The organism is Kocuria dechangensis (assembly GCF_014636775.1).
Taxonomy (GTDB): domain Bacteria; phylum Actinomycetota; class Actinomycetes; order Actinomycetales; family Micrococcaceae; genus Kocuria; species Kocuria dechangensis.
On the sequence record NZ_BMEQ01000008.1, the window covers coordinates 138,186 to 164,286 of the forward strand.

The following is a 26,101-nucleotide window of genomic DNA, read 5'->3' on the forward strand; positions in this document are numbered from 1 at the left end:
GACGGAGACACCATGAGCGAGCAGACCACCGGAGCGAGCCCCGGGACGGCGGACGAGCTGGACCCCGTCCGGCCGACCAGCGCGGAGCTGCTCATCGTCACCGGCATGTCCGGGGCCGGGCGCAGCACCACCGCCAACGCCCTCGAGGACCTCGGCTGGTACGTTGTCGACAACCTGCCCCCGCAGATGCTGCGCACCCTGGCCGATCTCGTGGCCCGCACCCCGCAGGCGCTGCCGCGGCTGGCGGTCGTCATCGACGTCCGCGGCAAGGCCCTGTTCAGCGACATGCGGGAGACGCTCGCCGCGCTCCAGGCCTCCGCCGTGGACTTCTCCGTGCTGTTCCTCGACGCCGCCGACGAGGTCCTCGTCTCCCGCTACGAGCACCAGCGCCGCCCGCACCCCCTCCAGGCGGGGGGCAGGATCCTCGACGGGATCAAGGCCGAGCGGGCGCTGCTGAAGGACCTCAAGGACTCGGCCGACGTGGTGCTCGACACCTCCGGCTTCAACGTCCACGCGCTGTCCAAGGCCGTGGCGGACCTCTTCTCCGCGGACGGGCCCGTGGTGCTGCGCCTGACCGTGCTCAGCTTCGGCTTCAAGTACGGGGTGCCCGCGGACGCCAACTACGTGGCCGACGTGCGGTTCATCCCGAACCCGCACTGGGTCCCCGCGCTGCGCCCGCACACCGGCAAGGACCCGGAGGTGCGGGACTACGTCTTCCAGGACGAGGGGCCCCGCCTCTTCGTCGACCGCTTCGTCTCGATGCTGGAGCCCGTCCTGGAGGGGTACCGTACGGAGAACAAGCACTACGCCACCATCGCGATCGGCTGCACGGGAGGGAAGCACCGCTCCGTGGCCGTGAGCGAGGAGATCGCCCGCCGGCTCGCCAAGCTGCCGTACGTGACCGTCAACATCCAGCACCGCGACATGGGCCGGGAGTGACCGGCTCGCCCTGACCCCCATTGGACCATCCATGACCCACCCACCGACCGGCACCTTCCCCCGGCTGCCGCTCAGCTCCCGCGCCGACGCGGACCCGCACCACTCGCCCGACGCGGCCCGCCGCCCCGGCGGCGGGAGCACCTCCGTGGTCGCCCTCGGCGGCGGACACGGCCTCTCCGCGAACCTGTCGGCGCTGCGGCGGATCACCCCTGCCGTCACCGCGGTCGTCACGGTGGCCGACGACGGGGGCTCGTCCGGGCGGCTGCGCAGCGAGCTCGGCGTCCTCCCGCCGGGGGACCTCCGGATGGCGCTGGCCGCGCTGTGCGACGACTCCGAGTGGGGCCGGACCTGGCGCGACGTCATGCAGCACCGTTTCAGCTCGACCCCCGAGCGGACCACCACGCTGGACAACCACGCCCTGGGCAACCTGCTCATCGTGACCCTCTGGGAGCTGCTGGGCGATCCCGTCGCCGGCCTCGAGTGGGCGGGGGCGCTGCTCGGCGCCCGGGGCCGCGTCCTGCCCATGTCCACCCATCCCCTCGTCATCGAGGGCGACGTCCCCGCCCTCGCCCCGGGAGCGGCCCCGCTCGCCACGGGATGCTCCGCGGACCCGGCGAGCCTCCGCACGGTGACGGGCCAGTCCCGCCTGGCGAAGGAGGCCGACGTCTGCAACGTCCGCCTCGTGCCCCCCGACGCCCCGGCGTGCCCCGAGGCCGTCGAGGCGGTCGGCGCGGCCGACTGGGTGGTCCTCGGCCCCGGCTCCTGGCACACGTCCGTGCTGCCGCACCTGCTGCTGCCCGAGCTGGGCGAGGCGATCTGCCGGACCCCCGGGCGGCGCTGCGTCACGCTCAACCTCTCCCCGGACACCGAGACCCGGGGCAAGACCGCCGCGGACCACCTGCGGGTGCTGCGGGACTACTGCCCCGACCTCACCCTGGACGTGGTGCTCGCGGACCCCTCCGCGACCGAGGACCCGGGCGACCTCCAGGAGGTCGCCGCGACGCTCGGCGCCGAGGTCTTCTACGCCGACGTCCGCACCGGCCCCGGCAGCGCGGTGCACAACTCGCTGAAGCTCGCCGCCGCGTACGAGGAGATCTTCGGCCGCCACTGCTGAGCGCCGGGCCCCCGGGCGGTCCCCACCGCGCACCGCCCGGGGCCCGGACCCCCCGGCACGCACCCCGGACAGCCCCTGAACATCCCCCTTCGTTCTCCCGTCTCCCCAGGAGACGCCCCAAGCCCCAGGAAAGGAACCGCGTGGCCCTGACGTCATCGGTCAAGGAAGAACTGTCCCGCCTCGAGGTCAAGAAGTCCTCCGAGCGGCGGGCCGAACTCTCCGCCCTGCTCCGCTTCTCCGGCGGACTGCACATCGTCTCCGGCCGGATCGTGATCGAGTCCGAGGTGGACTCCGCGGCCACGGCCCGCCGCATCCGCCGCGCCGTCACCGAGGTGTTCGGCCACGCGAGCGAGCTCGTCGTCGTCTCCGGCGGCGGGCTGCGGCGCGGGAGCTCCTACGTGGTCCGGGTCGTCGAGGACGGCGAGGCCCTGGCCCGCCAGACCGGTCTGCTCGACTCCCGGGGCCGCCCGGTCCGCGGCCTGCCGCCGGCCGTGGTCAGCGGCGCCGTGGCGGACGCCGAGGCCGTGCTGCGCGGGGCGTTCCTGGCGCACGGCTCCCTCACCGAGCCCGGCCGCTCGGCCGCCATGGAGTTCACGTGCCCGGGCCCTGAGGCCGCCCTCGCCCTGGTGGGCGCCGCCCGCCGGCTCGGCGTGCTGGCCAAGGCTCGCGAGGTGCGCGGCGTGGACCGCGTGGTGATCCGGGACGGCGACGCCATCGCGGCGCTGCTCACGCGCATGGGCGCCCACCAGACCCTGTTCCAGTGGGAGGACCGGCGGATGCGCAAGGAGGTCCGCGCCACCGCCAACCGCCTCGCCAACTTCGACGACGCGAACCTGCGCCGTTCGGCCCAGGCCGCCGTGGCCGCCGGCGCGCGCGTCGAGCGCGCCCTGGAGATCCTCGGCGACGAGGTCCCGGAGCACCTGCGGCTGGCGGGGGAGCTGCGGCTGTCCAACAAGCAGGCCAGCCTCGACGAGCTCGGCCGGCTCGCCGACCCGCCGCTGACCAAGGACGCCATCGCCGGACGGATCCGGCGGCTGCTCGCCATGGCCGACCGCCGGGCGGAGGAGCTGCGGATCCCCGGCACGGACACCGGGGTGGGCACGGGCGCTCCCGTCGCCTGAACCCCGCGCCGGCCGAAGCGCCGGTCCCCGCGCCGGTCCCCGCGCCGGTCCCCGCGCCGGTCCCCGCGCCCGCCGTCCTCCCGGACGGCGGGCGCGGGGCGTTTCACCCTGGGCGGGGAAGCCCACATGCTCTCTGTGGGATCGGGTCCAGACGTCTTCTTTGATGTGGTTTTGTGTGGGTTTGGGAAGAATTTTCGGTTAAATCTTTCACGACCCCAAGACAACCCATCGAATACCACGTAGAATTGCTCGTGGAATGCCGAAAGACCCCAACACACACCAGGAGAACGCAGTGACCATTCGAGTGGGCATCAACGGTTTCGGGCGCATCGGGCGCAACTTCCTCCGCGCGGTGCGCAAGCACGGGCGCAACATCGAGGTCGTGGCGGTCAACGACCTCACGGACCCGAAGACCCTGGTCCACCTGTTCAAGTACGACTCGATCATGGGCCGCTTCGACGGTGAGGTCAGCCTCTCCGGCGACGTCATGACCGTCGACGGCCACGAGGTGAAGTTCCTCGCCGAGCCGGACCCGGCCAAGCTTCCCTGGGGCGAGCTGGGCGTGGACGTCGTCATCGAGTCCACCGGCCGCTTCACCAACGGCACCAAGGCGAAGGCCCACCTGGACGGCGGCGCACGGAAGGTCGTCCTGTCCGCCCCCGGCAAGGAGATCGACGGCACCTTCGTGCCGGGCGTCAACCTCGACACCTACGACTCCGCCTCCATGAACATCATCTCGGCGGCGTCCTGCACCACCAACTGCCTCGCGCCGATGGCCAAGGTCCTCAACGACGCGTTCGGCATCGAGCGCGGCCTGATGACCACCATCCACGCCTACACCGCCGACCAGAACCTCCAGGACGGCCCGCACAGCGACCTGCGCCGCGCCCGCGCCGCCGCCCTGAACATGGTGCCGACGACCACCGGTGCCGCCGCGGCCGTGGGCCTGGTGCTCCCGGAGCTCAAGGGCAAGCTGGACGGCTTCGCCGTGCGCGTCCCGGTCCCGACCGGGTCCCTGGTGGACCTCACCTTCGAGGCGAGCAAGGAGGTCACCGTCGAGTCGGTCAACGCCGCCATGAAGGAGGCCGCCGAGGGCCCCATGAAGGGCATCGTCGAGTACACCGAGGACCCGATCGTCTCCACCGACATCCAGGGCCACGACGTCTCCACCCTCTTCGACGCGCAGCTGACCAAGGTCATCGACAACCAGGTGAAGGTCATCGCGTGGTACGACAACGAGTGGGGCTACACCGTCCGGCTCGTGAACGTCGTCTCGCACGTCGCCGACCAGCTCTGATCCCCGGTTGCGCGCGGGCCCCGGGGTAGGGTGAGAGGCATGGCACATGCACTTGACGAACTCATCGCCGACGGCGTGGCCGGGCGCCGCGTCCTCGTCCGTTCCGACCTGAACGTCCCCCTGGACGGCTCCACGGTCACCGACGACGGACGCGTGCGCGCGTCCCTGCCGGTCCTGAAGAAGCTGGCCGACGCCGGGGCCCGCGTCATCGTGATGGCGCACCTCGGCCGGCCCAAGGGACAGCCGGATCCGAAGTACTCGATCGCCCCCGCCGCCGAGAAGCTCGCCGAGCTGGCGGACTTCCCGGTGCGGATCGCGACCGACGTGGTCGGGGAGGACGCGCGGGCCAAGGCCGCGGCCCTGGCCGACGGCGAGGTCCTGGTGATCGAGAACGTCCGCTTCGACGCCCGCGAGACCTCGAAGGACGACGCCGAGCGCGGCGCCTTCGCGGACGAGCTGGCCGCCCTGACCGGTGACGACGGCGCGTACGTGGACGACGCCTTCGGCGCGGTGCACCGCAAGCACGCCTCCGTCTTCGACATCGCCCAGCGGCTCCCGGCCTACCTGGGCGACCTGGTCAAGCGCGAGCTCGACGTCCTCACCAAGGTGGTCTCCGACCCGGAGCGCCCCTTCGTGGTGGTCATGGGCGGGTCCAAGGTCTCGGACAAGCTCGCGGTGATCGAGAACCTGATCGGCAAGGCCGACTCGCTGCTCATCGGCGGCGGGATGGTCTTCACGTTCCTCGCCGCCCAGGGCCACCCGGTCGGGGGCTCCCTGCTGGAGAAGGACCAGATCGAGACCGTGAAGGACTACCTCGAGAAGGCCCCCGCGGCCGGCACCAAGATCATCCTGCCGGTGGACATCGTCTACGCGGCGAAGTTCGCCGCCGACGCCGACCACGAGGTCCGGCCGGTCGACGCCATCGAGTCCGGCAGGATCGGCGCCTCGGGGCTCGGCCTCGACATCGGCCCGGAGTCCGCGAAGCTGTTCGCCGACAAGATCAAGGGCGCCAGGACGGTGTTCTGGAACGGCCCGGCGGGCGTGTTCGAGATGGAGGCCTTCGCCGGCGGCACCCGCGCGGTGGCCGAGGCCATCGTCGCCTCGGACGCCATGAGCGTGATCGGCGGCGGCGACTCCGCCTCGGCCGTGCGCAACCTGGGCTTCTCCGACGACCAGTTCGGCCACATCTCCACCGGCGGCGGCGCGTCGCTGGAGTTCATCGAGGGCAAGGAGCTGCCCGGCGTCGTCGCCCTCGGCGTCTGACCCCCGGGCTCCACCACCACGGCGGAAGGGCACCCCGGAGCACCACGCCCGGGGTGCCCTTCCCGCACACCGCACGACCAGCGGCGCACCCGCCGCGGACAGGAACATCAGATGACCTCGCAGACCGACGGAACGTTCGACCGCACGCCGCTGATCGCCGGCAACTGGAAGATGAACATGGACCACGTCCAGGGCATCGCGCTCCTGCAGAAGCTGGCGTGGACCCTGGACGACGCCAAGCACGACTACGCGCGCGCCGAGGTGGCCGTCTTCCCGCCCTTCACCGACCTGCGCTCCGTGCAGACCCTCGTGGACGGCGACGACCTGCGCGTCGTCTACGGCGCCCAGGACCTCTCCGACCAGGACTCCGGCGCCTACACCGGCGACATCTCGGGGCAGTTCCTCGCCAAGCTCGGCTGCACCTACGTGCTCGTGGGCCACTCCGAGCGCCGCACGATCCACGGCGAGACCGACGCGCTGTGCAACGCCAAGATCGCCGCCGCCCACCGCCACGGCCTCGTCCCGGTGCTGTGCGTGGGCGAGGGCCTCGAGGTCCGCCAGGCCGGCGAGCACGTGGCGCACACCCTCGAGCAGCTGCGCGGGTCCATCGCGGGCCTCGACGCCCAGCGCGTCGCCGAGCTCGTGGTCGCCTACGAGCCCGTGTGGGCCATCGGCACCGGCGAGGTCGCCGGGCCCGAGGACGCCCAGGAGATGGCCGCGGCGATCCGCGCCGAGCTCGCCTCCCTCTACGACGACGGGACCGCGGCGAAGACCCGCGTCCTCTACGGCGGGTCGGTGAAGTCCTCCAACGTGGGCCAGATCCTGCAGGGCAAGGACGTGGACGGCGCGCTCGTGGGCGGGGCCAGCCTCGACGCCGAGGAGTTTGCTAGCATTGCCAGGTTCGAGCAGCACCTCGTGACCGACTGATCACGAGCCCTGCCCGTCCGCGCCCGCCCCGGGCGCGGCTGCTCGCGTCCGACCCCGAGGGAAGGCCCCAGTGGAAATTCTGCAGACCGTGCTCCTGGTGATCATCGTGGTCACGAGCCTCCTGGCCGTCCTGCTCGTGCTCCTGAACAAGGGCAAGGGCGGAGGACTCTCCGACATGTTCGGCGGCGGCATGACCCAGTCCCTCAACACCTCGGGCGTGGCCCAGAAGAACCTGATCCGGCTCACCACCGCCACGGCCGTGGTGTGGGCGCTGTCGATCGCCGCGTACGCGCTGACGATGCGTTTCGCCGAGACCGCGGCCGTCTGAGCCGACCGGCCCCGACCGCCCACTGACCCCGGTCCTCGGGGGCCCGACATCCCGGGCCCCCGAGGACCGGGGTCGGTGTCGTTCTCGCTGCCGTTTCCCGGCGCCGCCCGACGGGCGCCGCCTGCCGGCCCGGCCCGTCGGGGAGGGGCCGTCAGCGGGGCAGGCAGTCCTCGGTCACGAGCAGCAGCGTCTCCTCGGTCCCGCGCACGCCCGCGCCGGGCGTCCCGTCCAGCGGGGCCCCGGCGCGCACGGCCGCCACGGCCCCGGCCTTGTCGGCCCCAGCCACGACGAACCAGATCTGCTCCGCCGCGTTGATCAGCGGCAGGGTCATGGTCACCCGGTCCGGAGGCGGCTTGGGCGAGTCGTGCACGGCGAGGACGGTGGCGTCGTCGTCGTGGACGTGCGGGCGGCCCGGGAAGAGGGAGGCGACGTGCCCGTCCGGGCCCAGGCCCAGCAGGGCGAGGTCGAAGCGCGGGTGGCCGCCGGCCCGGTGCTCGGCGTCGGCGGCCGCGGCGAGCTCGTGCCGGTAGTCCTCCGCGGCGTCCTCGGCTGTGGCGAAGTCGTCCGTGCTGCCCATGCAGTGCACCCGGTCCGGGTTCAGGGACAGGGCACCGGCCACGGCGTCGGCGGCCTGCCGGCAGTTGCGCTCGGGGCTGTCCTCGGCCACGAAGCGCTCGTCGGACCACCAGACGTTGACCCGGGACCAGTCGACGCCGTCGCGGCGGGGGGAGGCGGCGAGCGCCGCCAGCGCCGCGGCGCCCATGGTCCCGCCGGTCAGCACGACCGTGGTCTCGCCGCGCTCCTCCTGGGCCGCGGCGAGGACCGTGAGCGCGCGGTCGGCGACGTCCGCCGCGAGGGCGGCCTTGTCCGGGTGGGCAATCGTCTCCAGGTGCCCGCTCACGCGTCCGCCTCCCCGCGGACCGTCGTGCTGACCGGGGAGGGGAGCTCCCCGGTGTGCTCCCGCTCGCCGCCGTGGGCGGCGAGGAAGGCGGCGGCCCCGGGGAGCATCTCGCCCGCGGTGTCCACGATCCGGGCCACGCGCACGTCCCGCAGGCCGGTGGTGAGGACCTCGCCGTAGACCTCGTCGGGGTCCAGGCGGCGCAGCTCCTCGGCCAGGCAGCCGTTGAGGTCCCGCACCGGCATCGCGACCTGCTGGTCCGGCTGGCCCGGCTGGCGCAGGACGGCCACGGCACGGCCGGGGCGCTCGAGCACGATCTCGCCGTCGTCCCGCACGAGCGTCACGCGGTCCAGCCGCCGGGGGCCCGGCGCGTTGATGAAGGACACCTCGGCGTCCAGGCGGGTGGCCAGCCAGACGCCGAGCAGCACGACGCTGGGGGAGCGGCCCGCTCCCTCGACCACGACCTCCCGCACGGGCGCGGGGGCGGCCTGGTCGAGGACCGCGGCCAGCTGGATCCGCCAGTTGGTCACGCGCGTCCACGCGAGGTCGGTGTCGCCGGGCACGTACCGGGAGCTGAGGTCCTCCAGCGTCCGGAACGCGTCCACGTCCCGGGCCGAGTCCGTGATCCGGCGGTGGGCGATGCCGGCGATCGAGGTCGTCGTCGGCGAGGAGCGGGGCACGCCGTGCGGCCACCAGGCGACGATGGGGGCGTCCGGCAGCAGCAGCGCCGAGAACAGCGTCTCCGTGGGCACCGCGAGCTCGCCGTAGCCGTGCAGCAGGATCACCTCCGAGGCCCCGGCGTCCCCGCCCATGCGCAGCTGCGCGTCCAGGCGGGTGCTGTCGGCGGTGGAGTGCGCCACGTGCATGATGATCCGGCACGGGTGCTCGTGGCTCGCGAAGTTCGCGGCCTCCAGCGCGGCCTCGGAGTGCCCGGCCTGCGCCAGGATGACGAGGGTCAGGACCCGGCCCAGCGTCACGACGCCGTGCTGGTCCCGCAGCTGGTGCAGCTTCTTCTCGATGGCCGAGGTGGTGGTGTTCTCCATCGATACGATCACGGTCGTCTCCAGACGCGTCCGTCGCGGGCCAGCAGCTCGTCCGCCCCGGCCGGGCCCCAGGACCCGGGGGCGTAGGGCTCCGGCATGGTCTCCTGCTGCGCCCAGCACTCCTCGAACGGGTCGAGGATCCGCCAGGACAGCTCGACCTCCTCGTGGTCGGGGAACAGGGGCGGCTCCCCGAGCAGCACGTCCAGGATGAGCCGCTCGTAGGCCTCGGGGCTGGACTCGGTGAAGGCGTGGCCGTAGCCGAAGTCCATGGTGACGTCGCGGATCTCCGACTGGGTGCCCGGCACCTTGGAGCCCAGCCGGATGGTGACGCCCTCGTCGGGCTGGATCCGGATCACGATCACGTTCTGCCCCAGGTCCTCGTGCCCGTTGTCCTCGAAGAGCAGGTTGGGGGAGCGCTTGAACTGCACGGCGATCTCGGTGACGCGCCGGCCCAGGCGCTTGCCGGCGCGCAGGTAGAACGGCACGCCCGCCCAGCGGCGGTTGTTGATGTCCAGGCGCAGGGCCGCGTAGGTCTCCGTGCGGGAGTCCGCCGGGATGTCCTGCTCCTCGTGGAACGCCCTGACCTGCTGCCCGCCCTGCAGCCCGGCCGTGTACTGGCCGAGCGCCGAGGAGGCGGCCAGGTCCCCGGGGACCACCACGGAGGCCAGCACCTTCGCCTTCTCCGAGCGCATGTGGTGGGCCTGGAAGGACAGGGGCTCCTCCATGGTGGTCAGCGCCAGGAGCTGCAGCAGGTGGTTCTGGATGACGTCGCGGGCCGCGCCCACGCCGTCGTAGTAGCCCGCGCGGGAGCCGATGCCGATGTCCTCGGCCATGGTGATCTGCACGTGGTCCACGAACCGGTTGTTCCACAGCGGCTCGAACATCTGGTTGGCGAAGCGCAGCGCCAGGATGTTCTGGACCGTCTCCTTGCCCAGGTAGTGGTCGATCCGGAAGACGGAGTCCGCGGGGAAGACCCGCTCGACGATCGCGTTGAGCTCCGCCGCGGACTCGAGGTCGTGGCCGAAGGGCTTCTCGATGACGACGCGGCGCCACCCGGAGGCCTTCTCGTGGTGGGCGAGGCCGTGGTCGGCGAGCTGCTGGCAGACCGTCTCGAACGCCTTGGGCGGGATCGAGAGGTAGAACGCGTGGTTGCCGCGCGTGCCGTAGTGGACGTCGAGCTCCTTCAGGGTCGCCTTGAGCGCCTCGTAGGACTTGTCCTCGTCGAACTCCCCGCGCACGAAGCGGATCCCGGACGAGAACTGGCGCCACACGTCCTCCTGGAACGGCGTGCGGGCGTAGGTCTCCACGGACTCGCGCACCACGTCCCGGAACTCCTCGTGGGACCAGTCGCGGCGCCCGAAGCCCACCAGCCCGAACGAGGGCGGCAGCAGGCCGCGGTTGGCGAGGTCGTACATCGCCGGCAGCAGCTTCTTCTTGGCGAGGTCCCCCGTGACGCCGAAGAGCACGAGCGCGGACGGCGCCGCGACCCGCACGAGGCGCCGGTCCCTCGGGTCCCGCAGGGGATTGCGGGGATTCTTGTCTGGCAAGGGGTCTCCTTCACGTCTCGTCCGGTCCGCGCGGGCCGGCGGCGAGGGCCTGCAAGCGGGAACGGTCGGCGCGGGCGGACCCGCGCCGACCGTGGCGTCCCCCCAGTCTAGGACAGCGGGGCGGGCGCCTCCGCCGGGCTCACAGCGCCTCGACGGTGCGCAGCAGCTGGGCCACGCCCCCGGCGCGGTCCGTCAGCCGCAGGCGCAGCACCGGACGGCCGTGGTCGGCCAGCACCTGGGCGTCGCCGTCGGCCTGCGCGGAGATGAGCTCCCCGAAGCTGAACGGGCTGTCGGGGATCTCCAGGTCCTCCGCCGAGGCGGCGGTGATCTGCAGGTACACGCCCTCGGCCGGCCCGCCCTTGTGGTACTGACCGGTGGAGTGCAGGAACCGGGGGCCCCAGCCGAAGGTCACCGGGCGGCCGGTGGCGCGGGCCAACAGCGGGCGCAGCCGCTCGAGCTCGGCCCACGCGAGCCGGTCGAAGTACGCCTGGACGGCCACGTAGCCGGTCTCCGGGAGCCGGCCGAGCAGGTTCCGCAGGGCCTCCTCCACGGTCTCGGCGCCCTCGAGCAGCTCCTGGTCCCCGCGGATCTCGACCGCGCCGTCCCGGGCGTCCGCCGCGGAGGGCTCGGGCTTGTCGGCGAGCAGCGCCCGGGTGGCGTTCTTCGCGGACTCCACGTCCGGCTGGTCGTAGGGGTTGATCCCCAGGATCCGCCCGGCCACGGCCGTGGCCACCTCCCACAGCATCAGCTGGGAGCCCAGGGAGCCCGAGACCCGCACGGTGTCGCCCTCCGGGGCGGCCTCCTCGTCCACGGCCACGAGCTCCACCAGGAGCACATCCGCGGCGCCGGCCTCGGGGGCGTCCCCGTCCCCGACGACGACGGGCAGCACGCCGGTGCCCTCCTTGCCGGTGGACTCGGCGATCAGCTGCTCCGCCCAGTCGGCGAAGCCCACGATCCCGGAGCCCAGGTCCCGCAGGACGATCTTGTTCCGCAGCGGCACCGTCCCGCCCAGGGCGGCGCCCAGGTGCAGGCCGGGGTTGTCCTCGGCGTCCTCGCGCAGGACCTCGGCGGCCTCCTCGGCGTCGTCCAGGAGGGCCTCGACGTCCACGCCGGTGAGGCCGGCGGGCACCAGGCCGAAGGCGGTGAGGGCGGAGAAGCGCCCGCCCACCGACGGGTCGGCGGTGAAGACCCTGCGGTAGCCGGCCTCACGGGCCGCGGACTCCATGGGGGAGCCGGGGTCCGTGACCACCACGATCCGCGAGGCGGCGTCGATGCCGGCGTCCTCGAACGCCCGGGCGAAGACCCGGCGCGCCGAGTCGGTCTCCACCGTGGAGCCGGACTTCGAGGAGACCACGATCGCGGTCCGATCGAGGCGGTCCGCCAGGGCCGCCGCGACCATCTCCGGGTCGGTGGAGTCGAGCACGAACAGCTCCGCGCCCGCGGTCCGGGTGATCACCTCGGGGGCCAGCGAGGACCCGCCCATGCCGGCGAGGACGAAGCGGTCCACGCCCTCCGCGGCGAACTCCTCCCGCAGGGCGGCGATCTCCGGCACCAGCGGCCGGGACACGGCGGCGGCCTCGACCCAGCCGAGCCGCCTGGCCGACTCCTCCTCGGCCGCGGCCCCCCACAGGGTGGGGTCCTTCGCGAAGAGCTTCCCGGCGAAGCCCTCCGCCACGAGCGCGGGGACGTGCCGGTCGACGGCCTCGCGGGCGGCGCCGGAGGTCTGGACGGACAGGGAACTCATGGGCTCTCCTCGGGGTCGGTGCGGGGTCGGTGCGCGGTCGGCGGGCCGGGTCAGCGGGCGTTGTCGAGAGACGCGCGGACGGTCTCGAGCAGCTCCGTCCAGCTGTCCTCGAACTTCACGAGGCCCTCGGCCTCCAGCTGCTCGACGACCTCGTCGTAGGAGATCCCCACGCCGGCGACGCGGTCGAGGAGCTCGCTGGACTCCTCGTAGGTGCCGGTGATCGTGTCCCCGAGGACCTCGGCGTGGTCGAACGTCGCCTCCAGGGTCTTCTCCGGCATGGTGTTGACCGTGTTGGGGGCCACGAGCCCGGTCACGTAGAGGGTGTCCGGGTAGGCGGGGTCCTTCACACCGGTGGAGGCCCACAGCGGCCGCTGGGCGTTGGCCCCGGCCGCGGCGAGGCGGCGCCACCGCTCGGTGTCGAGGGACTCCTCGTAGATCTGGTACGCCAGGCGGGCGTTGGCCAGCCCGGCCTTCCCGCGCAGCTCGGCCGCCTCGTCGGTGCCGATCGCGTCCAGCCGCTTGTCGATCTCGGCGTCCACGCGGGAGACGAAGAACGAGGCCACGGAGTGGATGGTGGCCAGGTTCTTGCCGTTCTCCAGCGCCTGCTCGAGGCCGAGCATGTAGGCGTTGATGACCGCGCGGTAGCGCTCGAGCGAGAAGATCAGGGTCACGTTCACGGAGATGCCCTCCGCGATCGTGGCGGTGATCGAGGGCAGGCCCGCCTCGGTCGCCGGGATCTTGATCAGGGCGTTGGGCCGGTCGATGGTCTGCGCCAGGCGCTGGGCCATCGCCGCGGTCGCCTTCGCGTCCTGGGCCAGGCGCGGGTCCACCTCGATGGACACGCGCCCGTCCTCGCCCTGGGTGGCGTCGGCGATCGGGGCGAACAGGTCGCACGCCTCGCGCACGTCGTCGGTGGTGATGGCCAGGACGGCCTCGTCGACGTCGGCGCCGGCCGCGGCCAGCTCCTTGACCTGCGCCTCGTAGGCGTCGTGCTTGGCCAGGGCGGCGGCGAAGATCGTCGGGTTGGTCGTGACGCCGACGACGTCCTTCTCGTCAACGAGCTTCTGCAGGTTGCCCGAGGTCAGCCGCTCGCGGGAGAGGTCGTCGAGCCAGATCGACACGCCGGCGGCGGAGAGCTTCTTGGTGGGGGAGGTCATAGGTGTCTCTCAGTTCTTCTGGGTCTTTTGGGTCTGCTGGGTCTGGTGGGACGTCGAGGCCGGGACGGGGCGCCGCTCAGCGCGCCGCGGCGGCCTGGACGGCCGCCTCGATCGACTCCTGGGCCGCGTCGACGACCGCCTCGGGGGTGATCCCGAACTCGCGGTAGAGGGTCTGGTAGTCGGCGGACTCGCCGAAGTGCTCCAGGGACACGGCGCGCCCGGCGTCGCCGAGGAGGTCGCGCCAGGACATCGCCACGCCGGCCTCCACCGACACCCGCGCCCGGATGGAGGCGGGCAGCACGGACTCCCGGTAGGCCGGCTCCTGGGCGTCGAACCACTCCCGGCACGGCATGGACACCACCCGGGCGCGCACGCCCCGCTCGGCCAGCTTCCGGCGGGCCTCGACGGCCAGGGCCACCTCGGAGCCGGTGCCGATCAGGATCACGTCGGGCTCCCCGCCCTCGGCGTCCACGAGGACGTAGCCGCCGCGGGCGACGCCCTCGGCGGAGGCGAACAGCTCGCCCTCCGCGTCCGGGTGGAGGTCCTCGCGGGCGAAGGTGGGCACGTTCTGCCGGGTCAGCGCGATGCCGGCCGGGCGCTCGTGCTGCTCGAGGATGGTGCGCCAGGCGACGGCGACCTCGTTCGCGTCCGCGGGGCGGACGACGTCCAGGCCCGGGATCGCCCGCAGCGCGGTCAGCTGCTCGACGGGCTGGTGGGTGGGGCCGTCCTCGCCGAGGCCGATCGAGTCGTGCGTCCACACGTAGATCGCGGGGACCTTCATCAGCGCGCCCAGGCGCACGGCGGGGCGCTGGTAGTCGGAGAAGATCAGGAACGTGCCCGAGAACGCCCGGGTCTGCGAGCTCATGACGATGCCGTTGACGATCGCCGCGGCCGCGTGCTCGCGGATGCCGAAGTGCAGCACCCGGCCGTAGGGGTCCCCGGACCACTTGTCCGTGGAGCGGGCCGCGGGGATGAAGGACTTGGCGGACTCGATGGTCGTGTTGTTGGATCCGGCGAGGTCGGCCGAGCCGCCCCACAGCTCGGGGAACGTGTCGGCGATCGCGTTGATCACCTTCCCGGAGGCCGAGCGGGTGGCGACGTCCTTGCCGGCCTCGAAGACGGGGAACGCCTCGGCGTAGTCCTCGGGCAGCTCCTCGTTACGGATCCGGTCGTAGAGCTTCGCGCGCTCCGGGTTCGCCTTCCGCCACTGCTGGAACCTCTGCTCCCACGCCTCGCGCACCGGCGCCATCCGGTCGGCGATGCCGCGGGTGTGGGCGAGGACCTCGTCCTCCACCACGAAGGACTGCTCCGGGTCGAAGCCCAGGACGCGCTTGGTCTCGGCGACCTCCTCGGCCCCGAGCTTGGAGCCGTGGATCCCGCCGGTGTTCTGCTTGTTCGGGGCGGGCCAGCCGATGATCGTGCGCAGGGCGATGAGCGAGGGCTTGGAGGTCTCGGCCTTCGCGGCGCGGATCGCCTCGTAGAGCTCGGCGACGTCCTCGACGTACTCGCCGGTCCGCGTCCAGTCGACGCTGCGCACGTCCCAGCCGTAGGCCTCGTAGCGCTTGCACACGTCCTCGGTGAACGCCACGTCGGTGTCGTCCTCGATGGAGATGTGGTTCTGGTCGTAGATCACCACGAGGTTGCCCAGCTCCTGCACGCCGGCCAGCGAGGACGCCTCGGAGGTCACGCCCTCCTGGAGGTCTCCGTCGGAGGCGATGACGTAGACCGTGTGGTCGAACACGGACTCGCCCTGGGGCGTCTCCGGGTCGAGCAGGCCACGGGTGTAGCGCTGGGCGTAGGCGAAGCCCACGGCCGAGGCCAGGCCCTGGCCCAGGGGCCCGGTGGTGATCTCCACCCCGGTGGTGTGCCGGTACTCGGGGTGGCCCGGGGTCTTGGAGCCCCAGGTGCGCAGGCTCTCGATGTCCTCCAGCTCCATGCCGTAGCCGGAGAGGAACAGCTGCAGGTACAGGGTCAGCGAGGTGTGCCCGGGGGAGAGGATGAAGCGGTCGCGGCCGGTCCACCGGTCGTCGGTCGGGTCGTGGCGCATGACCTTCTGGTAGAGCAGGTACGCCGCGGGCGCCAGGCTCATCGCGGTGCCGGGGTGGCCGTTGCCCACCTTCTCCACGGCGTCCGCGGCCAGGACGCGCACGGTGTCGACGGCGCGCTGGTCCTGCTCGGTCCAGATCAGCTTCTGATCGAGGTCGGTCACGAGTATCGAGTCCCTTTCTGATGGGGGCCCGCTGCCGTGCGCAGCGGTCACCGGCCCACCGGGCCGGCGTTCTGTCACCAGCTTAGGTCACGTGCATTTCCGGAACGTGACCGACGGCACCCGGCACCGGGCCTCCCGCCGCCCTCCGGCGCCTGCGCGGGGCGGGCCGGGGCGGTGGCACGCGGTATGCTGTATGGGACCTTGTTCCGCGCCCGGCGCCCGCCGCGCCGACCGCCCCGGACGACCGCACGTCGTCCCCGGGCGCCCGCGCGGAGCCGGGGGACCACCACCGCAACCGGGAGCAATGATTCTGTGAACTCACTCGAGACATCGGGCACCGCGGGGCGCTCCGCCTCCGGCACCGTGCGCACGGGTGGGGAGGTGGCTCCGGCCCCCCGCTACGAGGGCCGCATGACGGCCTCCCGCAAGCTGCGGGCCTACGTGGCGCTCATGAAGCCGCGGATCATCGAGCTGCTGCTCGTGGCCACCGTGCCCACCATGATCTTCGCCCAGCAGGGCATGCCGGACTTCTGGCTGATCCTCAACACCCTGGTCGGCGGAACGCTCGCCGCGGGCGCCGCCGGCGCGTTCAACTGCTACATCGACCGGGAGGAGGACCGGGTGATGAAGCGCACGGCCAAGCGCCCGCTCGTCACCGGCGAGGTGAGCGACCGCGAGGCGCTGGGCTTCGCCTGGGTGCTCTCGGTCGTCTCCGTCGTGTGGCTCGCCGTGGGCGTCAACGCCCTGGCCGGGGTGCTCGGCGTGGTCGCGATCTTCCTCTACGCGGTCTTCTACTCGATCCTGCTCAAGCGCCGCACCGCCCAGAACATCGTCTGGGGCGGCGTGGCCGGGTGCATGCCCGTGCTCATCGGCTGGGCCGCGGTGACCGGCGGCCTCGACTGGCCCGCGCTCATCCTCTTCCTGTTCATCTTCCTGTGGACCCCGCCGCACTACTGGCCGCTGTCCATGAAGTACGCCGAGGACTACTCCCGCGCCGGCGTGCCCATGCTGGGCGCCGTGGCCGGGGCCCGCACCGTGGGCAGCCAGGTGGTCCTCTACGCCTGGGCCACCGTCATCTGCTCCCTCCTGCTCGTCCCCGTGGGCGGGGCTGGCTGGGTCTACGCCGTGACCGCCCTGGCCTCCGGCGCCTGGTTCGTGTGGCACAGCCACAGGCTGCACGCCCTCGCCGTCGCCGGCCGGCCCACGGACAAGCAGGCGATGTACGTCTTCCACGGCTCGATCGCCTACATCACCTTCGTGTTCGTCGCGCTCGCCGTGGACCCTTTCGTCGGCGGTCCCGTCCTCTGAGGCCTGCCGGGGCCGGCTCCCCGGTCGCGGTGGGCAGCACCTGAGGACCCGCGGCTCACGCGCGGCACGCCCCCGGGATGCTGCCGGGCCGCAGGCGCCCGTGCCGCCCCGGACGGGGACGCCGCCGGGCCGTGCCTAGGATGGTCGCATGCTGAGCATGACCTTCACCGGGCTCGTCGCCTACCCGATCACACCGTTCCAGCAGGGCGGACGGCTGGACCTGGAGTCCCTCGAGCGCTACGTGGGGCGGCTGGCCCGCTCCGGCGTGGACGGCGTGGTGGTCCTGGGCAGCTCGGGCAGCTTCGCGTACCTCTCCGGCCAGGAGCGGGCCGAGGTGGTCCGGGTCGCCGTGGACGCCGCCCGCGGCTCCGGCGTGCCCGTGGGGGCGGGGATCTCCGCCATGACCACCCGCGAGGTCCTCGAGATGGCCTACGCCGCGGAGAACAGCGGCGCGGACGGCCTGGTGCTCAACCCGCTGTCCTACATCCCGCTCGTCTCCCAGGAGATCGCCGACCAGGTCGAGACCGTCTCCGCCGCCGTCTCCCTGCCCGTGTGCGTCTACAACAACCCCACGACGACGGGCTTCACCTACCCGGTCGAGCTGGCCGCCGAGCTGTCCTGGCTGGAGAACGTCAACGCCTTCAAGGACACCGCGGACTCCGCGGAGGAGTTCGACCGCCGGCGCCGGCGCTTCGCCGAGCTGGCCGAGCCGGGCACCGCCCATGGGGTGAGCGGGGAGCGGCTGATCCACGAGGCCGCGCCGGACGCGGCCGCGTGGCACTCGGGCATCGCGGCGGTCCTGCCGCGCCAGTACGCGGCGTTCCGGCAGGCGGTGGTCGACGGCGACGACCGCGCCGTGCGCACCTGGCGGGCCGCGCTCGCCCCGCTGATGGAGATCCTGCGGCAGGAGCGGCCCCTGAGCTCCCTCTACGCCCTGGCGGAGGTGTGCGGGGTCGCCACGACGCCGCCGCGCCGGCCGCTGCTGCCGATCCCCTCGCCCAGCCGGCAGCGGCTGGCGGAGGCGGTCGAGGAGCTGCTGGACGAGGCCCCGGAGACCCTCTCCTGAGCCTGAGCCTGAGCCTGAGCCTGAGCCTGAAACTGGACCCGGACCGTGTCCGGGCCCCCGCGGCGGCGGGCGGGTCCGCTCAGCCGCGGGCGGGTGTGCCGGCGGTGCGGGCGCCGTCGTCCGCCCGGACCACGACGTCCGGGGTGCGGGTCACCGCGAAGCCCTTCTCCACGGTCCGGGCGGCCGCCCACACGAGCACGGCGGAGCCGACCAGGTGCAGGGCGACGGCCACGACCGGCACGCCGTTGAAGTACTGGTAGTAGCCGACGAGGGCCTGCAGGACGAGCACGGCCATCAGGACGTTGAGCCCCGAGGCCACGGGGACGGGCCAGCGGTGCCGGCGGGCCAGGACGAGGCCCAGGACCACGGACGCCACGATCAGGTACACCGGCACCGCGTGGGCGCGGGTGATCAGGTAGGCGTCGAAGGTGTGCCGGACGCTCGTGTCGTCCCCCGCGTGCGGGCCGGTGCCCGTGACCAGGGTGCCGAGGTAGAGGATCAGCGCGCTCAGCACGCCGAGGGCGGTCATGAGCGCCCGGATGGTGCGCCGGTGCCCGTAGGCCTGGCCCGGCCGCTCGGCGTCCCGCACGGCGGGCAGCGAGTAGCGCCGGGTGCGGTTCACGAGCACGGTCGCCAGGGCGATCATGGCGCCGGAGATGAGGTAGTGGATCCCGACCAGCCACGGGTTGAGCCCGGTCAGGACGGTGATCCCGCCGACCACGGCCTGCAGCGGGATGCCCAGGCCCAGGACGAGGGCCATCCGGTACAGGTCCGGGTGCTGCCGGCGCAGCCGCAGCACGGCCAGGAAGGAAAGCACGGCGACCGCCGCGAGCAGGAACGTCAGCAGCCGGTTGCCGAACTCGATGACACCGTGCATCCCCATCTCGGGGGTGTTCGTCCAGGAGGCGTCCGTGCAGCGGGGCCACGTGGGGCAGCCCAGGCCGGAGCCGGTGAGGCGCACGAGCCCGCCCGTGAGGATGAGCAGGGCGTTGGCCACGAGGGAGGCGACGGCGAGCCACCGCACCCACGGGGTGATCCGGGTGGGCAGCAGGAGGCTGCCGTGCTCGTCGACGTCGCTGGGGCCGGTGGCGCGGGTCATGGGTTCACTTCCGGACGGAGGCGGGCGGGGATCGTGTCCCAGTTTATCCGGGTCGGGCCGCGGCCCCGACGCCTGTCAGCTCCAGCGGAACCAGCGCAGGGCGGCGGCCCAGGAGGCGAGCGCCCACACGGCGAGGACCACGAGCGGCGCGGGGGAGGGGCCGCCCGTGAGGAACGTCTCCCGCAGCGCCGACCCGAGGGCCCCGGAGGGCAGGACGTCGACGAGCCACGAGGCCGCGCCCGGCAGCGTGGTGGAGGGGAACAGGGTCCCGCCGACGGCGGCCAGCAGCACCCAGACGAGGTTGGTCACCGCGAGGGTCGCCTCGGCGCGCACGGTGCCGGCCAGCAGCAGGCCCAGCCCCGTGAAGGCCGCGGCGCCGAGCAGCAGCACCGGGACCGAGAGGAGCAGGGCCCCCGGGCCGGGGCGCCAGCCCAGGGCGGCGCCGAGCCCGGCCACGAGGACGTACTGCACGGCGAGCACCGCGAGGATCGCCAGCAGCTTCCCGGCGATCAGCCCGCTGCGGCCCAGGGGCGTGGTGGACAGGAAGCGCAGCACCCCGTAGCGGCGGTCGAAGCCGGTCTGGATGCCCTGGCCGGAGAAGGCGTTGGAGAGCACGCACAGGGCGAGCACCCCGGGCACGGCGATCTCCACCCGGGACGCCCCGGCCGGCAGCACGCCGTCCAGCAGCGGGGTGTACGTGAGCGCCACGAGCGCCATGAGCGGCAGGACCACCAGCAGCAGCAGCTGCTCGCCGTTGCGGAGCATGGCCACCGTCTCGAAACGGGCCTGCGCCACGACCCGGCGGGGCAGAGGCGCGGGGCCGCCCGTGGCTCCGGGCAGGGCGGGGGTGGCGGGCGTCGTGGTCATCGGATCTCCCGTCCGGAGATGTCGAGGAACACGTCCTCGAGGGTGCGCGGCTGGAGGGACAGGGACTCGGGCATGGCCCCCGTGGCGGTGAACCACCGGGTGACGGCCTCGAGCAGGGGCGGGGTGATGGGCCCGGTGAGCGTCACGGTCCGCTCGTCGCGGGCGACCTGGATCCCGGCGAACTCGGGGGCCTCCCACGGCCAGCGGCCGGCGTCGAGGTGCTCCGGGGCGAGGGTGAGGGCCAGGACGGCGGGGGCGTCCTCGCCGGGGGCCACGAGCTCGGCCACGGAGCCCTGGGCCATGACCCGGCCGTGGTCGACGATGTAGACCTGGTCGGCGAGGCGCTGGGCGTCGTCGAGCAGGTGCGTGGTGAGGATGATGCTGGTGCCCTCGCGGCGCAGCTGCTGGACGAGGTCCACCACGATGTTGCGGGACTGCGGGTCCATCCCGGCGGTGGGCTCGTCGAGGAAGACGACCTCGGGGCGCCCGGCCAGTGCGGCGGCCAGGGCCACGCGCTGCCGCTGGCCACCGGAGAGCCGCCGGACCACCGTGCGGTCGAAGCCGTTGATCCCGAGCCGCTCCACGAGCTCGTCCATGTTCCGGGGGCTGCCGTAGAGGGAGGCGACGTGGCGCAGCAGCTCCAGCGGGCGCACGGCCTGCGGCAGCCCGCCGTCCTGGAGCATGACGCCGACCCGTGCGCGCAGGGCGGGGGAGGCCCGCCACGGGTCCTGGCCCAGCAGGCGCACGGTCCCGGAGGTCGGGCGCTGGAGGCCCTGGGCGCACTCGAGGGTGGTGGTCTTGCCGGCGCCGTTGGGGCCGAGCAGCGCCGTGACCTCCCCGCGGCGGGCCTCCAGGGAGAGCCCGTTGACCGCGTGCACGACGTCCGCCCGGGTGGCTCCGGGGCCCGGCGAGGGGCGCGAGCGGCGGCGGGCGGGGAACTCCTTGACGAGGCGCTCGATGGACAGCGCGCTCGCGGACGCGGTCGAGGACGCGGTCGAGGGGGTGGTGGGACTCTGGGCGGGCACCGGACCAGTGTAGTGCGGCGCGCCGGAGGGCCCGTCCCATGGCCAGGCCCGGCAAAAGGCGTTATTATGAGTAAGTCGTCTTTATGCTCGCACGGGCCGCCCGCGCCGCCGGCTTTCGGTAAGGCTCAGCTTACTGGCCATGCCGGAATGAATTACGACATACTTCGGTTGTGTATTCAGGGCTGCGAGCGCCTCCGCGTGCTCGCCCGCCCCGCAGCGTTCCTCCACCCCCGACCAGGAAGCACTCGGTTCACCCATGACTCAGACCACGGAATCCCGGAGCCGCCCGCGCCCCGGGCCGCGGGCGGAGCAGGAGGAGAACACCCGCTCCCGCGTCCTCGGCGCCGTGCTCGAGCACGGCCCCGTCTCGGCCGCCGACCTCGGGGAGATGCTGGAGCTCACCCCGGCCGCGGTGCGCCGCCACCTCGACGCCCTCGAGCAGCAGCGCTACATCGAGGTCACCATGGTGCGCCGCCCCACCGGCGGCGCCGGGCGGCCCGCCCGCCGCTACGTGGTGGCCCCGGAGGGACACGCCAAGCTGGGCGACGACTACCTCGAGATCGCCACCGACGCCCTCGAGAGCATCCGCCGCTTCGCCGGGCCCGAGGCCCTGCGGGCCTTCATCCAGGAGCGCGTCGACCGCCTCGAGGAGGCCTACCGGCCCGAGGTCGAGGCCGCCGGGGACGACGTCGCCGACCGCCTGCCCGTGCTGGTGCGGCTGCTCAGCCGCGACGGGTTCGCGGCCTCCACCAACGAGGTGGCCATCGGCCACGGGGAGCGCCGCACCATCGTCTCGGCGCAGCTGTGCCAGGGCCACTGCCCGGTGCGCGACCTCGCCGCCCGCTACCCCCTGTTCTGCGAGCTCGAGACCGAGCTGATCGCGCGCCTGCTCGGCACCGACGTCCGCCGGCTCTCCACCCAGGCGGCCGGCGCCCACGTGTGCACCACGCACGTGCCCCTGGCGCGCCCCACGATCCGGCCGGGCGCGGGAACGCCCCAGGCCCCCGCGGCCGGCACCACCGACCAGACCACGGACCACACCACGGACCACACCACAGAGGAAGGCCGTCATGACTGAACAGATCGCCAGCGGCAACGACACTGTCATCGCCGACATCCTGGAGAAGAACCCGGAGCTCGAGGGCATCGGCACGTACGAGTACGGCTGGGCCGACTCGGACACCGCGGGCGCCACCGCGCGCCGCGGCATCAACGAGGACGTCGTCAAGGACATCTCGGCCAAGAAGAGCGAGCCGGAGTGGATGACCAAGCTGCGCCTGAAGGCCCTGAAGTTCTTCGAGCGCAAGCCCATGCCCACCTGGGGCGCGGATCTCTCCGGCATCGACTTCGACAACATCAAGTACTTCGTGCGCTCCACCGAGAAGCAGGCCCAGACCTGGGAGGACCTGCCGGAGGACATCCGCAACACGTACGAGAAGCTCGGCATCCCCGAGGCCGAGCGCGGCCGCCTGGTCTCCGGCGTCGCCGCCCAGTACGAGTCCGAGGTCGTCTACCACCAGATCCGCGAGGACCTCGAGGCGCAGGGCGTCATCTTCATGGACACCGACACCGCGCTCAAGGAGCACCCGGAGTTCTTCGAGGAGTACTTCGGCACGGTCATCCCGGTGGGCGACAACAAGTTCGCCGCGCTGAACACCGCCGCGTGGTCCGGCGGCTCCTTCGTCTACGTCCCCAAGGGCGTGCACGTCGAGATCCCGCTGCAGGCCTACTTCCGCATCAACACGGAGAACATGGGCCAGTTCGAGCGGACGCTGATCATCGCGGACGAGGGCTCCTACGTCCACTACATCGAGGGCTGCACCGCGCCGATCTACAAGACCGACTCGCTGCACTCCGCCGTCGTGGAGATCATCGTCAAGAAGAACGCCCGCGTGCGGTACACGACCATCCAGAACTGGTCGAACAACGTCTACAACCTCGTGACCAAGCGCGCCATCGCCCACGAGGGCGCCACCATGGAGTGGATCGACGGCAACATCGGCTCGAAGGTCACGCAGAAGTACCCGGCGGTCTACATGACCGGCGAGCACGCCCGCGGCGAGACCCTCTCCATCGCGTTCGCCGGTGAGGGCCAGCACCAGGACACCGGCTCCAAGATGGTGCACATCGCCCCGAACACGTCCTCGTCGATCGTGTCCAAGTCCGTGGCCCGCAACGGCGGCCGCGCGGCCTACCGCGGCCTGGTCCAGGTCCGCGAGGGCGCGCACGGCTCGAAGTCCAACGTGGTCTGCGACGCCCTGCTGGTGGACACGATCTCCCGCTCGGACACCTACCCGTACGTCGACATCCGCGAGGACGACGTCACCATGGGCCACGAGGCGACCGTCTCCCGCGTCTCCGAGGAGCAGCTGTTCTACCTGATGCAGCGTGGCATGGCCGAGGACGAGGCCATGGCGATGATCGTGCGCGGCTTCGTGGAGCCGATCGCCCGCGAGCTGCCCATGGAGTACGCACTGGAACTGAACCGCCTCATCGAACTGCAGATGGAAGGATCCGTTGGCTGACATGCCCAAGCTGAACGAAACGATTCGCAACGCCGCGGAGGCCGCGGCCTCCGCCGCCACGGCGGTGGCCGAGAAGGCCGCCGAGAAGGCCAAGGACGTCCACGACGCCGTGGCCGACAAGGTCGACGGCGTCCCCGTCGGCGACCGGCGGGTCGCCATCCCGGGCATGGACCAGGAGGGCGAGAAGCTCGCCGCCGACCACGACCGGACCGGCTCCGGCCAGACGCCGCGGGAGGCCCCCGCGGCCTCCCGCGCCGAGCGGTTCGCCTCCTACGACGTCGCGGACTTCGCGCCCCTGACGGGCAAGGAGGAGGACTTCCGGTTCACCCCGCTCAAGCGCCTGAAGGGCCTGCACGCCGACGAGCTGACCGGGCCGGCGCCCGTCGTCGTCGTGGACGGCCCGGAGGCCGTGCGCGTGGAGACCGTCGGGCGCGACGACGCCCGCATCGGCGCCGCCGGCAAGCCCGAGGACCGGGTCGCCGCCAACGCGTGGAGCTCCTTCGGCGAGGCCACCGTGCTCACCGTCCCGAAGGAGGTCGAGCTCGACGCCCCCGTCCTCGTGGACATCCACGGCACGGACGGCACCCCGGCCGCCCAGCACCTCGTGGTCGACGCCGAGCCCTTCTCGAAGGCCCTCGTCGTGCTGCGCCACCACGGCACCGCCGTGGTCTCGCAGAACGTCGAGTTCCGGGTGGGGGACTCCGCGAACCTCACCGTCGTGACCCTCCAGGAGTGGGACGACGACGCCGTGCACGCCTCCGCCCAGCAGGCCCGCCTCGGCCGCTCGGCCTCGTTCAAGCACGTGCTCGTCTCCCTCGGCGGCAACCTCGTGCGCGTCGCCCCGTCCACCCGCTTCGACGCCCCCGGCGGCTCTGTGGAGATGTACGGGCTGACCTTCGTGGACGCCGGCCAGCACCTGGAGTCCCGGCTGTTCGTGGACCACGCGCAGCCCCACTGCACCTCGCGCGTCACCTACAAGTCCGCGCTGCAGGGCGAGAACGCGCACGGCGTGTGGGTCGGCGACGTCCTCATCCGCTCCACCGCGGAGGGCACCGACACCTACGAGCTCAACCGGAACCTGATCCTCAACGACGGCCCGCGCATGGACTCGGTGCCGAACCTGGAGATCGAGACCGGCCTCATCGCCGGCGCCGGCCACGCCTCCACGACCGGCCAGCTGGACGACGAGCACCTGTACTACCTCATGTCCCGGGGCATCCCCGAGGACGAGGCGCGCCGGCTCGTGGTCCGCGGCTTCCTCTTCGAGATCCTGCAGCAGATCGGCGTCGAGGACATCGAGGCCCGCCTGCGGCAGGCCGTCGAGGACGAGCTCACCTCCGCGAACCACTGATCCGCCCAGCACTTCCCGAGCACAGATTTTTCACAGACTTTTTCGACCACAGGAGAACCATCCATGGCAACTCTCGAGATCAAGGACCTGCACGCGTCCGTCGTGCTCGACGACGAGACCACCAAGCCGATCCTCAAGGGCGTCAACCTGACCATCAACTCCGGTGAGGTCCACGCCATCATGGGCCCCAACGGCTCCGGCAAGTCCACCCTGGCGTCCACCATCGCCGGGCACCCCAAGTACGTCGTCGACTCCGGCGAGGTCCTCCTGGACGGCCAGAACGTCCTGGAGATGTCCGTGGACGAGCGCGCCCGCGCCGGCCTCTTCCTGGCCATGCAGTACCCGGTGGAGATCCCCGGCGTGACGACCTCCAACTTCCTGCGCACCGCCAAGACCGCGATCGACGGCGAGGCGCCCTCCCTGCGCACCTGGACCAAGGACGTCAAGGCGGCCATGGAGCAGCTGAAGATCAGCCCGGACATGATCCAGCGCAATGTCAACGAGGGCTTCTCCGGCGGCGAGAAGAAGCGGCACGAGATCCTCCAGCTCGAGCTGCTCAAGCCGAAGATCGCGCTGCTCGACGAGACCGACTCCGGCCTCGACGTGGACGCCCTGAAGGTCGTCTCCGAGGGCGTCAACCGCGCCCTGGAGAACAACGACATGGGCGTCATGCTCATCACCCACTACACCCGCATCCTGCGCTACATCAAGCCGCAGTTCGTGCACGTGTTCGCCGACGGCCGCGTCGTCGACGAGGGCGGGCCCGAGCTCGCCGACCGGCTCGAGAACGAGGGCTACGACCGCTACCTGGCCCAGGCCAAGTAGCCGACCCGTCCGCACCCTGCGAAAGGAGGCCAGCCATGGCCGACACCCCCGCTGAGACGGCCGCTCCGGCCGAGCAGCCCGCCACCGAGGCCCCCGCGGGCCCGATCTCCAAGGAGGAGGTCGAGGAGGCGCTGAAGAACGTCATCGACCCCGAGCTGGGCGTCAACATCGTGGACCTCGGTCTGCTCTACGGCTCCAAGTGGGCCGAGGACGGCGCCCTGATCCTCGACATGACCCTGACCACGGCGGCCTGCCCGCTGCAGGACGTCATCGAGGAGCAGGTCGAGCAGAACCTCGGTCCCATGGTCGACGAGTGGCGCGTGAACTGGGTCTGGATGCCGCCGTGGGGTCCCGAGCGGATCACCGAGGACGGCCGCGACCAGATGCGGGCCCTGGGCTTCAACATCTGATCGCCCCCTGAACGACGACGGCGGCCCGTCCACCTCCG

General features: G+C 72.4%; 23 protein-coding genes. 14 read left to right on the forward strand and 9 right to left on the reverse strand.

The window, feature by feature from the left end; genetic code table 11:
- The first annotated feature begins 12 nt into the window (after positions 1 to 12).
- The 7 genes from rapZ (at position 13) to secG (ending at position 6,989) form a co-directional block, all read left to right on the forward strand.
- Positions 13 to 939, forward strand: coding sequence for an RNase adapter RapZ (rapZ, locus tag IEW07_RS09720; RefSeq protein ID WP_188536667.1), 927 nt, complete (start codon positions 13 to 15; stop codon positions 937 to 939).
- Positions 940 to 970: 31 nt separating this feature from the next.
- Entirely contained in the window at positions 971 to 2,053 is a 1,083-nt protein-coding gene (locus IEW07_RS09725; RefSeq protein ID WP_188536669.1) for a gluconeogenesis factor YvcK family protein, read from the forward strand.
- A 140-nt stretch (positions 2,054 to 2,193) separates the two neighbouring features.
- Positions 2,194 to 3,174 carry a DNA-binding protein WhiA gene (gene whiA, locus IEW07_RS09730; RefSeq protein WP_229741717.1) on the forward strand — a complete coding sequence of 327 codons (981 nt, stop codon included), beginning with the start codon at positions 2,194 to 2,196 and terminating at the stop codon, positions 3,172 to 3,174.
- A 292-nt stretch (positions 3,175 to 3,466) separates the two neighbouring features.
- Entirely contained in the window at positions 3,467 to 4,471 is a 1,005-nt protein-coding gene (gene gap / locus IEW07_RS09740) for a type I glyceraldehyde-3-phosphate dehydrogenase (RefSeq protein WP_188536671.1), read from the forward strand.
- Between the two features lie 39 nt (positions 4,472 to 4,510).
- Positions 4,511 to 5,734, forward strand: a complete 1,224-nt coding sequence (locus IEW07_RS09745; protein ID WP_188536673.1) for a phosphoglycerate kinase — start codon at positions 4,511 to 4,513, stop codon at positions 5,732 to 5,734.
- Positions 5,735 to 5,845: 111 nt separating this feature from the next.
- The gene (gene tpiA, locus IEW07_RS09750; RefSeq protein ID WP_188536676.1) at positions 5,846 to 6,661 is read left to right on the forward strand and encodes a triose-phosphate isomerase; all 816 of its coding nucleotides are present in this window, start codon (positions 5,846 to 5,848) and stop codon (positions 6,659 to 6,661) included.
- 70 nt (positions 6,662 to 6,731) lie between these two features.
- Positions 6,732 to 6,989: a preprotein translocase subunit SecG gene (secG, locus tag IEW07_RS09755; protein WP_188536678.1), complete on the forward strand. Its 258-nt coding sequence runs from the start codon at positions 6,732 to 6,734 to the stop codon at positions 6,987 to 6,989.
- 151 nt (positions 6,990 to 7,140) lie between these two features.
- On the opposite strand, the gene pgl is transcribed toward secG, so the two are convergent.
- The 6 genes from pgl to tkt all read right to left on the reverse strand — a co-directional run bounded on the left by pgl (position 7,141) and on the right by tkt (position 15,587).
- Positions 7,141 to 7,890 carry a 6-phosphogluconolactonase gene (gene pgl / locus IEW07_RS09760; RefSeq protein ID WP_188536680.1) on the reverse strand — a complete coding sequence of 250 codons (750 nt, stop codon included), beginning with the start codon at positions 7,888 to 7,890 and terminating at the stop codon, positions 7,141 to 7,143.
- Positions 7,887 to 8,942: a glucose-6-phosphate dehydrogenase assembly protein OpcA gene (locus tag IEW07_RS09765; protein ID WP_188536682.1), complete on the reverse strand. Its 1,056-nt coding sequence runs from the start codon at positions 8,940 to 8,942 to the stop codon at positions 7,887 to 7,889. The genes pgl and IEW07_RS09765 overlap by 4 nt, the downstream gene beginning before the upstream one ends.
- Positions 8,939 to 10,450 carry a glucose-6-phosphate dehydrogenase gene (gene zwf, locus IEW07_RS09770; protein WP_188536723.1) on the reverse strand — a complete coding sequence of 504 codons (1,512 nt, stop codon included), beginning with the start codon at positions 10,448 to 10,450 and terminating at the stop codon, positions 8,939 to 8,941. The genes IEW07_RS09765 and zwf overlap by 4 nt, the downstream gene beginning before the upstream one ends.
- A 166-nt stretch (positions 10,451 to 10,616) precedes the next feature.
- Entirely contained in the window at positions 10,617 to 12,221 is a 1,605-nt protein-coding gene (locus tag IEW07_RS09775; RefSeq protein WP_188536684.1) for a phosphoglucose isomerase-related protein, read from the reverse strand.
- A 50-nt stretch (positions 12,222 to 12,271) separates the two neighbouring features.
- The gene (gene tal / locus IEW07_RS09780) at positions 12,272 to 13,378 is read right to left on the reverse strand and encodes a transaldolase (protein ID WP_188536686.1); all 1,107 of its coding nucleotides are present in this window, start codon (positions 13,376 to 13,378) and stop codon (positions 12,272 to 12,274) included.
- A 76-nt stretch (positions 13,379 to 13,454) separates the two neighbouring features.
- A complete protein-coding gene (gene tkt / locus IEW07_RS09785) occupies positions 13,455 to 15,587 on the reverse strand; it encodes a transketolase (protein WP_188536688.1) in 2,133 nt (710 codons plus the stop codon).
- Positions 15,588 to 15,998: 411 nt separating this feature from the next.
- Between tkt and IEW07_RS09790 the strand changes: the two genes are divergently transcribed.
- The gene (locus IEW07_RS09790) at positions 15,999 to 16,895 is read left to right on the forward strand and encodes a heme o synthase (protein ID WP_188536725.1); all 897 of its coding nucleotides are present in this window, start codon (positions 15,999 to 16,001) and stop codon (positions 16,893 to 16,895) included.
- Between the two features lie 148 nt (positions 16,896 to 17,043).
- Positions 17,044 to 17,961, forward strand: a complete 918-nt coding sequence (locus IEW07_RS09795) for a dihydrodipicolinate synthase family protein (protein WP_188536690.1) — start codon at positions 17,044 to 17,046, stop codon at positions 17,959 to 17,961.
- 79 nt (positions 17,962 to 18,040) lie between these two features.
- Here IEW07_RS09795 and IEW07_RS09800 read toward each other — a convergent pair whose 3' ends face one another.
- The 3 genes from IEW07_RS09800 to IEW07_RS09810 all read right to left on the reverse strand — a co-directional run bounded on the left by IEW07_RS09800 (position 18,041) and on the right by IEW07_RS09810 (position 20,952).
- Complete coding sequence (locus IEW07_RS09800; protein ID WP_188536692.1) at positions 18,041 to 19,060, reverse strand: COX15/CtaA family protein; 1,020 nt, start codon at positions 19,058 to 19,060, stop codon at positions 18,041 to 18,043.
- Between the two features lie 75 nt (positions 19,061 to 19,135).
- A complete protein-coding gene (locus tag IEW07_RS09805; protein WP_188536694.1) occupies positions 19,136 to 19,927 on the reverse strand; it encodes an ABC transporter permease in 792 nt (263 codons plus the stop codon).
- Positions 19,924 to 20,952 carry an ABC transporter ATP-binding protein gene (locus IEW07_RS09810; RefSeq protein ID WP_188536696.1) on the reverse strand — a complete coding sequence of 343 codons (1,029 nt, stop codon included), beginning with the start codon at positions 20,950 to 20,952 and terminating at the stop codon, positions 19,924 to 19,926. The genes IEW07_RS09805 and IEW07_RS09810 overlap by 4 nt, the downstream gene beginning before the upstream one ends.
- Before the next feature lie 256 nt (positions 20,953 to 21,208).
- Between IEW07_RS09810 and IEW07_RS09815 the strand changes: the two genes are divergently transcribed.
- The 5 genes from IEW07_RS09815 (at position 21,209) to IEW07_RS09835 (ending at position 26,063) form a co-directional block, all read left to right on the forward strand.
- Complete coding sequence (locus IEW07_RS09815) at positions 21,209 to 22,030, forward strand: helix-turn-helix transcriptional regulator (RefSeq protein WP_229741719.1); 822 nt, start codon at positions 21,209 to 21,211, stop codon at positions 22,028 to 22,030.
- Positions 22,023 to 23,477 (forward strand): Fe-S cluster assembly protein SufB, encoded by a 1,455-nt coding sequence (gene sufB / locus IEW07_RS09820; RefSeq protein ID WP_188536699.1) that lies wholly within the window; start codon positions 22,023 to 22,025, stop codon positions 23,475 to 23,477. Before IEW07_RS09815 ends, sufB begins: the two co-directional genes overlap by 8 nt.
- Before the next feature lie 166 nt (positions 23,478 to 23,643).
- Complete coding sequence (sufD, locus tag IEW07_RS09825; RefSeq protein WP_229741728.1) at positions 23,644 to 24,828, forward strand: Fe-S cluster assembly protein SufD; 1,185 nt, start codon at positions 23,644 to 23,646, stop codon at positions 24,826 to 24,828.
- Between the two features lie 63 nt (positions 24,829 to 24,891).
- On the forward strand, positions 24,892 to 25,653 hold the full coding sequence (sufC, locus tag IEW07_RS09830; protein ID WP_188536703.1) for a Fe-S cluster assembly ATPase SufC: 762 nt from the start codon (positions 24,892 to 24,894) through the stop codon (positions 25,651 to 25,653).
- A gap of 35 nt (positions 25,654 to 25,688) precedes the next feature.
- A complete protein-coding gene (locus IEW07_RS09835; RefSeq protein ID WP_229741721.1) occupies positions 25,689 to 26,063 on the forward strand; it encodes a metal-sulfur cluster assembly factor in 375 nt (124 codons plus the stop codon).
- Positions 26,064 to 26,101 lie beyond the last annotated feature (38 nt).

Coding starts and splice junctions, on each gene's coding strand:
- rapZ (WP_188536667.1), top strand. CDS start 13: ATGAGCGAGCAGACCACCGGAGCGAGCCCCGGGACGGCGGACGAGCTG.
- IEW07_RS09725 (WP_188536669.1), top strand. CDS start 971: ATGACCCACCCACCGACCGGCACCTTCCCCCGGCTGCCGCTCAGCTCC.
- IEW07_RS09745 (WP_188536673.1), top strand. CDS start 4,511: ATGGCACATGCACTTGACGAACTCATCGCCGACGGCGTGGCCGGGCGC.
- tpiA (WP_188536676.1), top strand. CDS start 5,846: ATGACCTCGCAGACCGACGGAACGTTCGACCGCACGCCGCTGATCGCC.
- IEW07_RS09775 (WP_188536684.1), bottom strand. CDS start 12,221: ATGAGTTCCCTGTCCGTCCAGACCTCCGGCGCCGCCCGCGAGGCCGTC.
- tal (WP_188536686.1), bottom strand. CDS start 13,378: ATGACCTCCCCCACCAAGAAGCTCTCCGCCGCCGGCGTGTCGATCTGG.
- IEW07_RS09790 (WP_188536725.1), top strand. CDS start 15,999: ATGACGGCCTCCCGCAAGCTGCGGGCCTACGTGGCGCTCATGAAGCCG.
- IEW07_RS09795 (WP_188536690.1), top strand. CDS start 17,044: ATGCTGAGCATGACCTTCACCGGGCTCGTCGCCTACCCGATCACACCG.
- IEW07_RS09800 (WP_188536692.1), bottom strand. CDS start 19,060: ATGACCCGCGCCACCGGCCCCAGCGACGTCGACGAGCACGGCAGCCTC.
- IEW07_RS09805 (WP_188536694.1), bottom strand. CDS start 19,927: ATGACCACGACGCCCGCCACCCCCGCCCTGCCCGGAGCCACGGGCGGC.
- IEW07_RS09815 (WP_229741719.1), top strand. CDS start 21,209: ATGACTCAGACCACGGAATCCCGGAGCCGCCCGCGCCCCGGGCCGCGG.
- sufB (WP_188536699.1), top strand. CDS start 22,023: ATGACTGAACAGATCGCCAGCGGCAACGACACTGTCATCGCCGACATC.
- sufD (WP_229741728.1), top strand. CDS start 23,644: ATGGACCAGGAGGGCGAGAAGCTCGCCGCCGACCACGACCGGACCGGC.
- sufC (WP_188536703.1), top strand. CDS start 24,892: ATGGCAACTCTCGAGATCAAGGACCTGCACGCGTCCGTCGTGCTCGAC.
- IEW07_RS09835 (WP_229741721.1), top strand. CDS start 25,689: ATGGCCGACACCCCCGCTGAGACGGCCGCTCCGGCCGAGCAGCCCGCC.